General features: G+C 64.8%; 14 protein-coding genes. 10 read left to right on the top strand and 4 right to left on the bottom strand.

From position 1 onward, the window contains the following. Positions 1-69 precede the first annotated feature (69 nt). Positions 70-1,032 (bottom strand): EamA family transporter, encoded by a 963-nt coding sequence (locus BI49514_RS01330; RefSeq protein ID WP_101543632.1) that lies wholly within the window; start codon positions 1,030-1,032, stop codon positions 70-72. 227 nt (positions 1,033-1,259) lie between these two features. Between BI49514_RS01330 and BI49514_RS01335 the strand changes: the two genes are divergently transcribed. From BI49514_RS01335 to pspAB, 10 genes are all read left to right on the top strand, one after another. Beyond that, positions 1,260-1,859, top strand: coding sequence for a CGNR zinc finger domain-containing protein (locus BI49514_RS01335; RefSeq protein WP_101543633.1), 600 nt, complete (start codon positions 1,260-1,262; stop codon positions 1,857-1,859). A gap of 15 nt (positions 1,860-1,874) precedes the next feature. Beyond that, on the top strand, positions 1,875-2,651 hold the full coding sequence (locus BI49514_RS01340; protein ID WP_101543635.1) for a PH domain-containing protein: 777 nt from the start codon (positions 1,875-1,877) through the stop codon (positions 2,649-2,651). Between the two features lie 233 nt (positions 2,652-2,884). Next, positions 2,885-3,643, top strand: coding sequence for a response regulator transcription factor (locus tag BI49514_RS01345; RefSeq protein WP_101543636.1), 759 nt, complete (start codon positions 2,885-2,887; stop codon positions 3,641-3,643). Between the two features lie 30 nt (positions 3,644-3,673). Continuing rightward, complete coding sequence (locus tag BI49514_RS01350) at positions 3,674-5,752, top strand: HAMP domain-containing sensor histidine kinase (protein ID WP_101543638.1); 2,079 nt, start codon at positions 3,674-3,676, stop codon at positions 5,750-5,752. Next, entirely contained in the window at positions 5,749-7,722 is a 1,974-nt protein-coding gene (locus BI49514_RS01355; RefSeq protein ID WP_101543640.1) for a S1C family serine protease, read from the top strand. The genes BI49514_RS01350 and BI49514_RS01355 overlap by 4 nt, the downstream gene beginning before the upstream one ends. Positions 7,723-7,950: 228 nt before the next feature. Continuing rightward, positions 7,951-8,238: a WXG100 family type VII secretion target gene (locus tag BI49514_RS01360; RefSeq protein ID WP_101544051.1), complete on the top strand. Its 288-nt coding sequence runs from the start codon at positions 7,951-7,953 to the stop codon at positions 8,236-8,238. A 339-nt stretch (positions 8,239-8,577) separates the two neighbouring features. Then, positions 8,578-9,327 carry a PspA/IM30 family protein gene (locus BI49514_RS01365; protein ID WP_101543641.1) on the top strand — a complete coding sequence of 250 codons (750 nt, stop codon included), beginning with the start codon at positions 8,578-8,580 and terminating at the stop codon, positions 9,325-9,327. Beyond that, complete coding sequence (gene pspAA / locus BI49514_RS01370) at positions 9,324-9,608, top strand: PspA-associated protein PspAA (protein WP_101543643.1); 285 nt, start codon at positions 9,324-9,326, stop codon at positions 9,606-9,608. The genes BI49514_RS01365 and pspAA overlap by 4 nt, the downstream gene beginning before the upstream one ends. A 79-nt stretch (positions 9,609-9,687) precedes the next feature. Further along, entirely contained in the window at positions 9,688-10,599 is a 912-nt protein-coding gene (htpX, locus tag BI49514_RS01375) for a zinc metalloprotease HtpX (protein WP_101543644.1), read from the top strand. Positions 10,600-10,645: 46 nt separating this feature from the next. Continuing rightward, complete coding sequence (gene pspAB / locus BI49514_RS01380; protein ID WP_101543646.1) at positions 10,646-11,245, top strand: PspA-associated protein PspAB; 600 nt, start codon at positions 10,646-10,648, stop codon at positions 11,243-11,245. Positions 11,246-11,356: 111 nt separating this feature from the next. On the opposite strand, the gene BI49514_RS01385 is transcribed toward pspAB, so the two are convergent. The 3 genes from BI49514_RS01385 to BI49514_RS01395 form a co-directional block, all read right to left on the bottom strand. After that, complete coding sequence (locus BI49514_RS01385) at positions 11,357-11,575, bottom strand: RNA-binding S4 domain-containing protein (RefSeq protein ID WP_025780455.1); 219 nt, start codon at positions 11,573-11,575, stop codon at positions 11,357-11,359. Further along, positions 11,575-12,396: a hypothetical protein gene (locus BI49514_RS01390; RefSeq protein ID WP_101543648.1), complete on the bottom strand. Its 822-nt coding sequence runs from the start codon at positions 12,394-12,396 to the stop codon at positions 11,575-11,577. Before BI49514_RS01390 ends, BI49514_RS01385 begins: the two co-directional genes overlap by 1 nt. Before the next feature lie 225 nt (positions 12,397-12,621). Then, the gene (locus tag BI49514_RS01395) at positions 12,622-13,371 is read right to left on the bottom strand and encodes a sulfite exporter TauE/SafE family protein (RefSeq protein WP_101543649.1); all 750 of its coding nucleotides are present in this window, start codon (positions 13,369-13,371) and stop codon (positions 12,622-12,624) included. Between the last annotated feature and the right edge of the window lie 95 nt (positions 13,372-13,466).

The following is a 13,466-nucleotide window of genomic DNA, read 5'->3' on the forward strand; positions in this document are numbered from 1 at the left end:
CCCCTCTTTACTACCTGACGGCGGCCCAGCAACCTGGCGCCAGGTTGCTGGGCCGCCGTCAGGTAGTAATTACGTAGTGATGAGGGAGGGTTCGGACTTGGCGACTACCTCGCGGCGGGCGACGCGGCGGGCCAGGCGGGACTCGCCCCACTTGATGAAGCCGACGCCGCCGAGGATGAAGACTCCGCCGAAGAGCTGGATCGGGGCGGGCATCTCGAAGAGGACCAGCCAGGCGACGATGACGGAGAACGGGACCTCGACGAGGTTGACGAACGATCCGACCGTCGCCCCGACATAGCGCAGACCGAGGATCCCGGTGATGTAGGCGCCGACCGTGAAGGCGACGATCATCGCCATCGGCACGACCCACGACATCGACACCCCGCCGAAGTCGACGTCAGCCGTCACCGCGTTCCACGGCATGACGCCGGCGAGCACGATGGCCGACATCGCCAGGGCCCCGATGCCCATGCCCAGACCGGTCAGCGCGACCGGCGGGATCGTGATCGTGTCCTTCGCAGAGACGAGGAAGTAGCTGGCCAGGCAGACCGCGGCGGCCATGGCCATGACCACGCCGAAGATGCTGATCGACGATCCGCGCAGGTTGAGCACGAGCAGGAGCCCGATCATGGAGACGACGACCCCGATGAACGTCACGGTCGCCGGCCGGGTCCGCGTCCGCGCCCAGATCCAGAAGACGATGAGCATCGGCGCGGTCATCTCCAGCAGCAGCGCCACGGCCACGGTGAGGTGTTCGACGGCGACGAAGTAGAACCCCTGGACGCCGGCCATCGAGACCAGGCCGTAGGTGACGACTGTGCGCCAGTGTGTGAGCACTTCGCCCCAGCGTCCGCGCAGGGCGATGAGGGTGGGGATGAGCAGCAGGACCGCGGAGCCGGCCAAGCGGATGAGCACCACCGCGCCCGGCGTCCACCCGATCGCATACATCGTCTTCGCGATCGGCCCCGACACCGCGAAGAAGAACGCGGAGGCAAGAGTGAGCAGGAACCCTGCGATGACGGTGCGATTCATTCCTGACCTCCTGATGTGGTGAAACGTTGAGTGGCGTACGAGGGCAGACGTCCCCGAGGTGGTGGTGCGGTGTTGAGTTGACAGGGCGAGGCTGAGCGGATGGTGCGGTGCCGGATCATCCCCTCGCCGAGGCGGTCCGACGATTGCCGGTTTCAGTATCGGCCCTGAAATTGAAATGGGTCAAGTGCATTTTGGTCCTTACATCCTGTGGCAGAATGTTATTCACCATGGCTTTCATCTACGACATTCGCGCGAACCTCACGATGCTCGTCGACCTCCTCAACACCTCCGGCGACATCACGGACGGCGGCGATGAGCTGACGACAACCGCGAAACTCCACGAATTCGCGGCCCGGCACGACTTCTCCGGCCCCTTGACCGCCACAAAACACGACGTCGACGAGACCCTGGAACTGCGCCGCAGATTCGCCGCAGCCCTGGACTCGAGCATTGATGCCGAGACCGACGAAGAGGTCGAAGCCGGCACGATCGCAGTCGTCGATGAGATCAATCTCACACTGAGCGACTCGGGTTCCGTGCCGCAGTTGGTCAAACATGACAACTGGGACTGGCACCTGCACGCCACCGGCGCTCAAGCCAGCCTCGCGGATCGAGTTGCCGCCGATGTCGCCCTCGTGCTCATCGACCTCATCCGCTCCGGCGACCTCGACCGACTCGGTCGCTGCGCCGCCGAAGACTGCCGCGCCTACCTCGCCGACTTCAGCCGCAATCGCTCGAAGCGCTTCTGCGATACCGGCAGCTGCGCCACCCGCACTCATGTTGCGGCGTTCCGCGCCCGCCATTCCGACGCCGACTCCCACAACTGACCCGAGGAGCCGCCCATGTCACTTCAGCCCTTGCACATCACCGCCGGACGCAAGCTCGCCGCCGGCCTAGCAGGCATCATCACCATGTCCGTCACGCTGACATCTGGGTTCGCCATTGCGGCGCTGGCTTTGCTTCCTGCGGGTCCCGGAGGATTGCTGAGCGAAAAGACGCTCTTCAGCGCCATCGCGGTCATTGTGGCCATCGCCTCTGTCACCGCCAGTTTTCTGCTCGTGCTCGCAGCCCTCGGCCGCTTCCGCACCGGCGGCAGCCTCTCTCGCTTTTTCCGATACCAACTGGCAGCGCTCGGATCCGGCGGCGGGCTCGGCCTCGGCTTCGCTCCAGCCATGACGGACGCGGCTCCCGTCTGGTGGGTGGTTGCGATCGCCGCCGGTCTCGGACTCGTCGCCGTCTCCCTGCTCGCATTCCGCAAGGCCCGTTATCCGATCCTCGACCGCCCACCCCACCCCAATGTCGCCCTCGCAGAGGGAAGAGTCATCGACTACTCGGCACAGGCCCAGTCGAGGGGCCCGACCCTGACCGTTGTTCATTTCGTCGACGACCGGGGCCGGGAACGCTGGGCCCGTCACCTCGTCCAGCAGGACCCGTCGCTACGAGGTACTGTCGGCCAGGTGGTCTATGACCGCCACCGCCCCGAGCGGGTTCGGCGCTTCGCTGTCACCCAGCAGCTCTTCGACCTCCGCCCGCCGCGTGAGATCCGAGAGAATCCGACATCCCGGTCGGGCACCGTCTTCCCGATGCCACCCGACCCTCGCCCGCCGCGCCCACACTGAGTCGAACACCCATACTCAGCTGAACGCGCCCTCGCACACCCACCTCGGCGGGCAAATCTGACCGCGAGCTGGTCGCGACCACATTTTTCACTGAAATCAGGCTTTCGTTCCTGAGAACGAATACCCGATCCAGGACCCAAAAAACTTTCCTGAGAATTTTAAAGTGACGCACATCACATTCGCATTCAGGTAATCTCCAGCCCATTCCCAGAAATGGGTCTCAGACTGGATTCATGACTACAGCACAGAACGACACCGACATCGAAGCCACCCTGCTCGTTGTCGATGATGAGCCCAATATCCGCGAACTCCTGTCCACCAGTCTCCGCTTCGCCGGATTCGACGTCGTCTCCGCCGCCAACGGCGCCGAGGCGCTTCGTCTGGCCGAGCAGACGGAGGTCGACCTCCTCGTCCTCGACGTCATGCTCCCGGACATGGACGGCTTCACCGTCACCCGCCGCCTGCGCCAGATCGGCATGAACGCCCCCGTCGTGTTCCTCACCGCCCGTGACGACACCTCGGACAAGATTACCGGTCTGACCGTCGGCGGTGACGACTATGTGACGAAGCCCTTCAGCCTCGAAGAGGTCGTCGCCCGCATCCGCGCCGTCCTCCGCCGCACTCGCAATCTCGAGGACGAGGAGAACGCCGTCATCGTGGCAGGCGACCTCGAACTCGACGACGATACCCATGAGGTCCGCCGCTCCGGCATCCTCATCGACCTCTCCCCCACCGAGTTCAAGCTCCTGCGCTACCTCATGCTCAATACGAACCGCGTCCTGTCGAAGTCGCAGATCCTCGACCACGTGTGGGAATACGACTTCGGCGGTGACACCGGAATCGTCGAGTCCTATATCTCCTACCTGCGCCGCAAGATCGACGTCACTCCGGAAACGGACGCCGCCGGTCACCCCGTCGAGATGGAATGGACGCCGATGATTCAGACCAAGCGCGGGGTCGGCTACATGCTGCGCACACCGGAATCCAAGTAGTCGTCCAACCAAGGGCGATAGATTACATACGTGGCAATAGAATCCCGTCCCTCTCGTCCCGGCTTCTGGGAAGAATGGTCCCTGACCACCAAGCTGCTGGCCATCATGATGCTGCTCATGCTGCTCGTCCTCACGGGGACGAGCGCTTGGGTGTTGGAGAACCTGCGCGACAGCCTCGTCCAGCGCACCGATGAGCGACTCATCAGTGCTTCGGAGACGTTGGCGAAGCAGGCCTACCAAGATGTGTTCCAGAAGGCCGAACTCCAGTCCGGGGACGACGCCGACGAGGATGCTCCGTCGTCAACGACGATCGATTCGAATTCCTGGGATCAGCTCAAGAGCCTTCTGCCGGGAGGCTTCTACGTGCAGTTCTACAACACGGACGGGGATCCGATCCGCGATCCTGTCGCCCCTGAGCCGCAGAACCATCCGATCCTGCCGAAGATCAACGAGCAGGAGGTCTACTCCCGCGCCGGCGAACCTTTCACCGTCGCTGGAACGAGTTCGCAGTGGCGAGCGCGGGCGATGAAGGTGAAGAACACCGACGTGCTCGTGTCCATCGCGGTGCCTTTCGACCGCGAGGTCGACAACATCAACGAGCGGGCCCGGAACACGATGATCGGCATCGGGCTGCTCGCCTTGGCGATGGTCGCCGGAGTCGGTTATTGGGCGATCAACAACACGTTCCGGCCGCTGCGCGATATCGAGAAGACTGCCTCCCGCATCGCCGCCGGCGACCTCTCACAACGTGTGCCCAGCTATCCGCGCAACACCGAGCTCGGCCGGCTGTCTGCGGCACTGAACACGATGCTCGGACGCATCGAGGACTCCTTCGACGGGCAGACCCGCTCGGAGAAGCGCATCCGCCAGTTCGTCTCCGACGCTTCGCACGAGTTGCGTACCCCCCTGGTCACGATCCGCGGTTATGCGGAGCTGTACCGCCAGGGTGCGATCACGAAGCCCGAGGACGTCGCCAATGCGATGGAGCGGATGGAGTCCGAAGCCAAGCGCATGGGCGTCCTCGTTGACGACCTCGTCGTCCTGGCCCGCCTCGACGAGCAGCGCGCCGCCGAGATCGGCCCGATCGATCTGCACAAGGTCGTCCGTGACGCCGCCGCCGATGCCGCAGCGCAGGCTCCTGACCGTGACATCAGCTTCATCGGACTCGACGGCGAGGATGCGCAGCCGGTGCCCTTGATCCGCGGGTCCGAATCGAAGATCCGCCAGGTCATCGTCAACCTTGCCGCCAACGCCGTACGCCACACACCTGAGCACACGGCCATCGAATTCGCCGTCGGCGTCGTCGGTCTGCCCGAGTCGGTCGACCCCGATTCCGCGGACACCGGCGAGATCCGTGAGGGCGGAGCCCGCGGTCAGAACGGTCGCAATGGTGCGAAGAACGGGGCGAAGGACAAACCACGTGAACGCGGGTTCGTCACCGGCGGGGTCCGAATCTTCCGCCGAGGCGACTCTGCCGGAAACGACCAATCCGACACCCAGCCGAACCCCCGGACCGCCGCAGAGTCCCCGGCCAAGCCCAACCGTCAGGTCGAGTCCGATAGTCCCGTTCCGACTGCGGAGCACGGAGAGGGGCAACACAACGGGCAGCTCAGGACACCGTCCGGATCGCAGTCGGCGCAGCCCTCCGGTCCTCAGAATTCCGGACCGCAGAATGGGGCAGCGGCCGATTCCCAGACTGCGTCGCGGTCCGCATCAGCAGCCGAGTCCCAATCCGGACCTCAGCCTAAGTCTCCCGAGCCGGCGAACATCGTCCCCGATGTCACGGCGGCCGGATCGATCACGGTCGATGAGTCACTGCGAGGGTTCCCCAACGGCAGGGTCCGCTTCGAGGTCAGGGACCACGGCGACGGAATCGACCCAGAGGTGGTTCCGCGCATCTTCGAGCGCTTCTACCGCCTCGACGTGTCCCGGACCAGGGATACCGGCGGATCCGGGCTCGGGCTGTCGATCGTCAAGGCGATCGTGGAGAACCACCATGGTGCGATCTCCGTCCACGAAACTCCGGGCGGTGGTGCGACCTTCCGCATCGACCTGCCCATCTCCGACAACGGCGAAACCACTGCGTACACGCGAAAGGATGAGCGATGAACGAGAACACCGACCCTCAGAATCCGGATGAGGTGTCCCGCAGCTCCCGACCGGATGATCAGACACCGCGTCCGTTGGGGAATCAGGACAGGGGTTCCGCCGCCGGGGGACGTCGCAGCTCATCGGCCGGAGGCTACCGAGGGTCCGGAGCCGAGGTTCCGCGCACCTTCCCGTCCCAGCCCAACGGCCCAGCACGCGTCAGTCCACCGGTCGCACCGCCGGAGAGACGCCCCGACGTTCCGTCGACTCAGGCGCAGAACCCTGTGGACGGATCCCGTCACCGAGGCGGCTCTACCTCCCAGCGGTCGTCGCCGTATCAGCCGAACGGTCAGCAGCATTCTTCGCACCAGCCGGGCAGCCTCCGGCAGGGCGGCCAGCCGGGCTATCCAGGACACCAGAGTGCCCAGGGCGATTTCGGCAATCAGCCACGACCGGATCGGCAGAACGACCAGCCGAATCTGCCGCAGCACCAATCTCAGTACGGTCAGCCCCAGCAGAATGGGCCGCGCTCCTATCAGGGCCAGGACAACGCCGGACAGAACAGCTCCGGATCGACTGCTGTCGGAACCGGAGCCACGGCAGGAACTGGAGCAGCAGCTGCTGGCGCCGGCACCTATCAGACCGGGCCGAACTCTCAGCAGTCAGGTTCCGCCGGCTACCCGGGCGCTCCCGGCAACCCGAACGGCCCCGGCAACCCCACCGGCTCCAACGCCTATTCGGCCGCACATGGCTCGGGCCCCTGTTCCTCGGAATTCTCGGCCGTCGGTTCCCAGCCCGGACCCGGTGGGCCGGTGAATCCCAACGGACCCGGTGGTCCGGTCGGGCCGGACGGGTTCGGTCCGTACGGAGCTCAGCAGCCGCCTCGGCGAGAGAAGAAAGGACCCGGCTGGGGTGCGACGATCGCGATCGGCCTGGTGGCCGCGCTCCTCGGTGGGGCTCTCGCGTTCGGCGGAAACTATGCGCTTTCGGCGCTGCAGAACGACGAACCGCGCAAGGTCGCCGAGGAGACGATCGAGACCCCCGATTGGACGCAGGTCGCAGAGAAGACCTCGGACAGTGTGATGTCTATCCAGGTCGGCACTCGAGGCCAGGTCCAGGGACTCGGTTCGGGTGCACTGTACGACGATCAGGGCCACGTCATCACGAACAACCACGTCGTCGCGCCGGCGGACACCCCCGACGGCGAGATCGCCGTGACCATGAAGAACGGTGAGACGACGGAGGCGAAGATCGTCGGCCGCGATCCCTCGACCGATATCGCCGTCATCAAGCTCGAACAGGTGCCCGACGGGGTGAAACCGTTGGTCATGGGCGATTCGAAGAAGCTGACCGTCGGCGACCCCGTGATGGCCCTGGGCAACCCGCTCGGCCTGGCCAACACCGTGACCACCGGCATCGTCTCCGCGCTCGACCGCCCGGTATCGACGGAGAACATCGGCGACGATGCCTCCTCGCAGGAGAAGGAGATGACGATCACGAACGCCATCCAGACCGATGCGGCGATCAACCCCGGCAACTCGGGTGGACCGCTGGTCAATGGTGATGGCCAGTTCATCGGCGTGAACTCGGCGGCCGCATCGCTGAGCCAGGGCGAGGGAGGTCAGTCCGGGTCGATCGGCATCGGTTTCGCGATCCCCGCGAACCAGGCTGTGATGATCGCCGATCAGCTCATCTCCTCCGGCAAGGCCCAGCATCCGTTCCTCGGCATCACTCTCACCGACGGGCACATCAACAGCGGCGGGATCAGCCGAGGCAGCGCCAAGGTGCAGTCCGTGGCCGGCGGATCCCCCGCAGCCAAGGCCGGAATCAAGGACGGAGACGACATCGTCGAGGTGGCCGGAACCAAGGTGAACAACGCCATCGCCCTGCGCGCCCTCGTCCGCGCCCAGCCGGTGAACACCCCGGTCGAGGTCACCGTGGTCAGCGGCGGGAAGGAACAGAAGCTCGACGTCACGCTCGTGCTGCAGTAGGCACGTCGCCGAGGCGGTCCGCTGGCTCAGCGGTCAGCCGCCCGAACTTCCACCACTCGAGCGCCCGCGCGTGGGGATCCGATCGCGACTCAGCCACCTGGAGGGTGTGGACAGCCGAACGCTGTCCACACCCTCTTTCCGTGCTCTTCCCCTCCTCTGTCGCGTCAGCCGACACTGATGTCGTCTCGCCCGACCGCGGCGGAACGTCTCTGACCAAGAGGAGTGATGATGAGTTTCGAAGTCGACGCCGAACGCGTCCAATCCGCTGCCACAGCCGCCGCGAACACCTCCCGCAATCTCGTGTCCGAATCCGACACGATGATGCGCAATCTGCTTGCCCTCCAGGAATGCTGGCGCGGCAGTGCCGCCCAGAATTTCCAAGCCGTGGTCAACCAGTGGGAGCGTGCGCAGAAGCAACTCATGGAATCGCTCGACTCCGTCCACGGAGCGCTCCACACCGCAGCCCGGCAGTACTCCGAAGTCGAGGTGGCGAACTCGCGCCTCTTCGCCCCCTGAGCCGATCGGATTCCACCGTCACGATCGAGCTTCCGCTCGTGGCGAGCGGTTCCCTTTCCGCCTCGTCGAGTCCCTGCTCGGTCGGGCGTCCCGACCGGATCCGCTCGCGCTGCACGCCCTGTCGAGTCCCGTTCGCCGAGCGACACAGGTCCCCGCCGCGGACCCCCGAGTTTCTGCGGCCGGGATCTGTTCGTTCTCGTAGTCGGCGTCTGGCAAACTATCAGCCTTTCTCAGTAGACTTGAGAGCGATAGTTCGCGGCGGTGTTGGCCAAGAATCTCCGGACCGGAGTGGATCGGGTTGGCAGCGTCGGGTCAAACCAATGCAGGAGTCGACTACGGATGAGTATCTTCCAACGGATCGCGACGATCTTCGGTGCCAAGGCCAACAAAGCTCTGGACAAGGCCGAAAACCCCAACGAAACCCTTGACTATTCGTACCAGAAGCAGTTGGAGCTGCTGCAGAAGGTTCGTCGTGGTGTTGCCGATGTCGCCACCAGCCGCAAGCGCCTCGAGCTGCAGATCAACCAGCTCGAACAGCAGCAGAACAAGCTCTCCGGTCAGGCCGAGAAAGCCATGCAGATCGGTCGCGAAGACCTCGCTCGCGAGGCACTGACCCGCAAGTCCGGGCTGACCCAGCAGATCACCGACCTGCAGACCCAGCATGAAGGACTGCAGGGCGAGGAACAGAAGCTCACTCTCGCCTCGCAGCGTCTCCAGGCCAAGGTCGACGCCTTCCGCACGAAGAAGGAGACGCTGAAGGCCACCTACAACGCTGCCGACGCACAGACCAAGATCGGCGAGGCGTTCTCAGGCATCTCGGAAGAGCTCGGTGACGTCGGACTCGCCGTCCAGCGCGCCGAAGACAAGACCGCGTCGCTGCAGGCGCGGGCCGGTGCCGTCGATGAGCTCCTCGCTTCGGGTGCCCTCGACGACGTCACGGGAACCCAGAAGGACGACATCACCGCCCAGCTCGACTCCCTCTCCAGCGAGAACGACGTCGAGATGGAACTCCAGCGGATGCGTGACTCCCTGCCTGCCGGGTCCGAGAAGCAGGACCAGAAGTCGCTCGAAGGTGAGGATCAGCAATGATCATCCGCATCATGGGCGAAGGACAGTTCGACGTCAAGAATGTCGACCAGGACCTGCTCCAGAAGTACGACAACCAGGTCGAAGATGCTGTCAACGCCGGCAACGAGGAAGCCGCCCGCACCGCGCTGAGCGCCCTCCACGACTACGTCACGGCCAACGGGCAGCCCGTCGCCGATGACTATCTCGGATCCTCCGATGTCGTCGTCCCCTTCGTCGACGCCACCTTGGCCGAGATCGCCGAACTGCTCACCGGCGAGGGTTTCATCCCGGACCCGGCCTGAAACCACAGAGCACCGAAATGCCTCCGGCCCATTGTCTTCGACAGTGGGCCGGTTCTGCCACTGCCAGAGAGGAACCCCGATGAAGAATCGCTTCGTCAAAGACAACGGACTGACCATGCGGATGGGATGGACGATCTTCCTCAACGGCCTCATCTATGTCGTCCTCATCCTCGCGATCTGGTGGATCTTCGGACAGAACATTCCCGGAGTCATCATCGCCGTCCTCATCAGCGCCGGGGCGTTCTTCTTCCAGTGGTACTTCTCTGACAAGATCGCCATGCGTGCCATGGGCGGACGAGAGGTCTCCCCCGAGGAGGCTCCGGAGCTGCATACGATCGTCGACCGGCTCTGCCAGCTGGCCGATTCGACGAAACCCCGCGTGGCCGTCTCGAACTCCCCGATCCCCAATGCCTTCGCCACCGGCCGCTCCCCTGAGCGCTCGGTGGTGTGCGTGACCCGTGGCCTGCTCGAGAAGCTCGACCGTGATGAGGTCGAGGTCGTGCTCGCCCATGAGCTCTCCCACGTCGCCCACCGCGATGTCACGGTGATGACAGTTGCCGGCGTCACTGGTGTCGTCGCCGCGCTGATGATGCGCGCCGGTTACTACATGAGCTTCGGACGGTCGAACAACAATAACAACGGCATCCCGATCCAGCTGCTCTTCATCCTCGTCGGAGCCGTCGTCTACGGGCTCTCGTTCGTCCTCATCCGCGCCCTCTCCCGGTATCGCGAGTTGGCCGCCGACCGCGCAGCAGCCATCCTCACCGGTGCACCGTCCACACTGGCGTCGGCACTGACGAAGCTCAGCGGAGACATGGCCAAGATCCCGGAGAAGGATCTGCGGTCGTCCGCCTCGGCGAACCACCTCGCTCTCATCCCCGCCATCAGCGGAAAGGCCGCCTTCGGCCAGCTCTTCTCCACTCACCCCTCACTCGAGAAGCGACTGGAGCAGCTGGCCCAGATCTCCGCCCAGCTCTCCCGCCCTGAGTGAGCACCAACTGCACCTCTTGACTGCGCACCACCGAAATAGGAGCTCCATGGGATTCTTCGACGCACTGCTCGGCCGGTCCAAACCGAAGCGGGCCAACCTCGACGACCTCTTCGCGCTGCCGCCGGCGGCACTGACTCTGCAGGCCGCGACCGGCTTCACCCCCACCGGTGTCGGGGCCGTCGCCTTCCGTCAGGTCGAGGGAGCCGCGTTCCAATCCGCCGAGTCCGAAAGCGTCGCCCTCATCGGCTCCGACCCGGCCGCCTCGGTGAGGCAGGAGAACGACGGCTTCGGGTTCACGTGGCAGGTCGTGGCTGATGAGAACGCCGAGGTGGTCAACCTCGTCACGAACATCCACGCTGTGAACTCGGCGCTGGTCAATCAGGGCTTCGACACGATGCTGCTGTGCACAACCGTGTACTTCGTCCATCCCGATGGACGCCGGATGGCGTTGGTCTACCAGTACAAGCGCGGAACCTTCTATCCGTTCGTGCAGCTGGGCCCGAAACAGCGGGACAACCCCCTGGAGATCCAGGTCAAGGGCGTCCTCTCCAACGAGCTGCCGTTCGAAGAGGACACGTCGAACTGGTCGGCTCTGTGGGACGCCCCGGGCATGAACGACACCCCGGGAGCTCCTGAACTGCCGTAGGCAGTTCAGACCGGACAGACAGCAGTTCAGTCGGAACAGAGAGCAATTCAGTCTGGACAGACAAGTGGAGGGCGTCCCCGCGGGGACGCCCTCCACTCATATCTGAAGCTGTCAGCCTTCCTCGGCAGCCACCTCGATGACTTCGCCGAGAGCTTCGATGCGGTCGCCGGGACGGATCGTGGCACCGCGGCGGGTCTCGACCTCGCCGTTGACGCTGACCTCACCGTCGGCGATCATGTCCTTGGCCATGGCACCGTGTTCGGCGATTCCGTGGAGTTTGAGCAGCTGACCGAGTCTGATCGACTCGCCGCGGATCTCGATCGTGTCCATCAGAATATGTCCCCGAATCCGTCGAACAGTCCGCCGCCGTCACCGCCGTCGCCTCCGAAGAAGCCGCCGCCGTCACCGCCGCCCATGTCTCCGCCCATATCGCCACCGGCGTCGCCCATGTCGCCGCCGTATGCGCCGTCCCAGCCGCCGCCCATTCCGCCGAACATCATGGCACCCATGAGGACGCCGGGCAGCAGGCCGGAGCCGGCGTAGGAGTTGAAGTATCCGCGGTTGTATTCGGCGTAGGCCGGTCCGGCCTCCCAGTAAGCGCGACGGGTGTGTCCGTCACCGGTGACGACCTTGCGCACCAGCGGGTCGGCGCCGACGGCGACGCGTTCGGCGTCGGCGGCGCACACGGGCACGGGGCGCAGCTGCCCGCCGGCCGGTGCCCAATCGATGTCTTCGACCGAGGGACCGTGCTGCGGGTTGAAGAAGCAGGGCGGACGACGCACCGGCAGGGGTTTGCCTTCGACCCGGGCGCGAACGCATTTGGCGGCATAGCGGCCGTCTTCGAGCGCCTCGGTGACGTGGCGGATATCAGTGGGTTCGGAGACCTTCTCGAGTGTCTCCTTGGCGACGTCGTACGAGTCGAGCGCCTGCTTGTAGTCCTGCGCTCCGCCCGTGTCGAGGTCGACGCCAGCGGTGATGACGTCGAGTTCGGCGACTTCCTCACCGAATGCGGTGACGTCCTCTTCAGCGGTCTTCTTCACCTGCTGAAGCTCAGCGGCGTGCAATTCCCGCTGCCGCTTCTTCTCCTTGCGGTGACCGATGAAGAAAACGGCCCCGAGAACTACGAGCAGCAACAGAAATACTTCAGTCACGATCCATGCCTCCCAGGCTAGCTTTGTCCTCGAACAGTATGCCCGATGAAACTGGAAGACGTCTGAGCCTGTGCCCCACATCCGCTCAGTCCGCGGCTGTCGAGGACGGCTCAGACCCGGCGGTGGAAGACCGCTGCACGCAGATCACGCGACGCCGTTGCGCGCGGGTCTTGCGACACCATTGCGCAGTTCATCGAACAGCGCAGCGCCCCGTGCGCCACCGCCTCAGACGAGGGCGAGGAGACCTTTGACCAAGGCCGCAATCCCGCCTCCGAAAGCGAGGACGAGCATCCCGATCCGGGCTGCGCCCCCGTCGATATGCCGGGAGAGCCAATCGCCGCCGGCGAGGCCCGCCACAAGGACGAGCCCGAGCCCGATCCAGAGTCCGATCTCCAGATGCGGCCAGGTCCCTCCGTCGATGATCACCTTCATCACCACCGCCGAGGCGGTCCCGACGACGAGGAAGGGCTGCAGGGTGGCCGCGAACGACCGTTGTTCCCAGTTCGTCAGCACAGCGTAGGCGCTCACCGCCGGTCCCCCGGCTCCTGCCGCAGCAGACATCGCCCCGGAGAAGAATCCGGCCGTCAGGCGTGTGCCGATGTTCGCGGGGATCGTCCGCCCCAGCTTCCCCAAGGTCAGCGAGCTGATGAGGGAGACGATGATCAGCGCGCCGATGAGGATCTGCAGCGGTGGGGTGGGCATCGATGACGACAGGAGTGCGCCGGGAATGGTGCCGATCACCGCGCCCAAGGCGAGGTGTCGGAAAGGCGGCCATTCCACCTCGGCGTAGGTGCGGACGAAGACGGAGAATGAGGCGACGATTCCGCAGATGTTGACGAGGATGACGCCGCTGAACGGATCGAGGAGGAGGACGAGGAAGGGACCGCTGACCAGGCCGAATCCCATCCCGGTGACGCGTTGGGACAATGCGCCGAGGAACACTGCGAAGAGGATGAGCACAACGACGGGTTCCACTCGGTCGAGTTTAGTCCAGCCCGATTCCCGGCTGATCCTCAGTCTCACCGCTGACCGCGGGATTAGAGCATTCACCATGAACGCCAGTCCCCTCT

It is taken from the genome of Brevibacterium iodinum ATCC 49514, assembly GCF_900169265.1.
GTDB classification, from domain to species: domain Bacteria; phylum Actinomycetota; class Actinomycetes; order Actinomycetales; family Brevibacteriaceae; genus Brevibacterium; species Brevibacterium iodinum.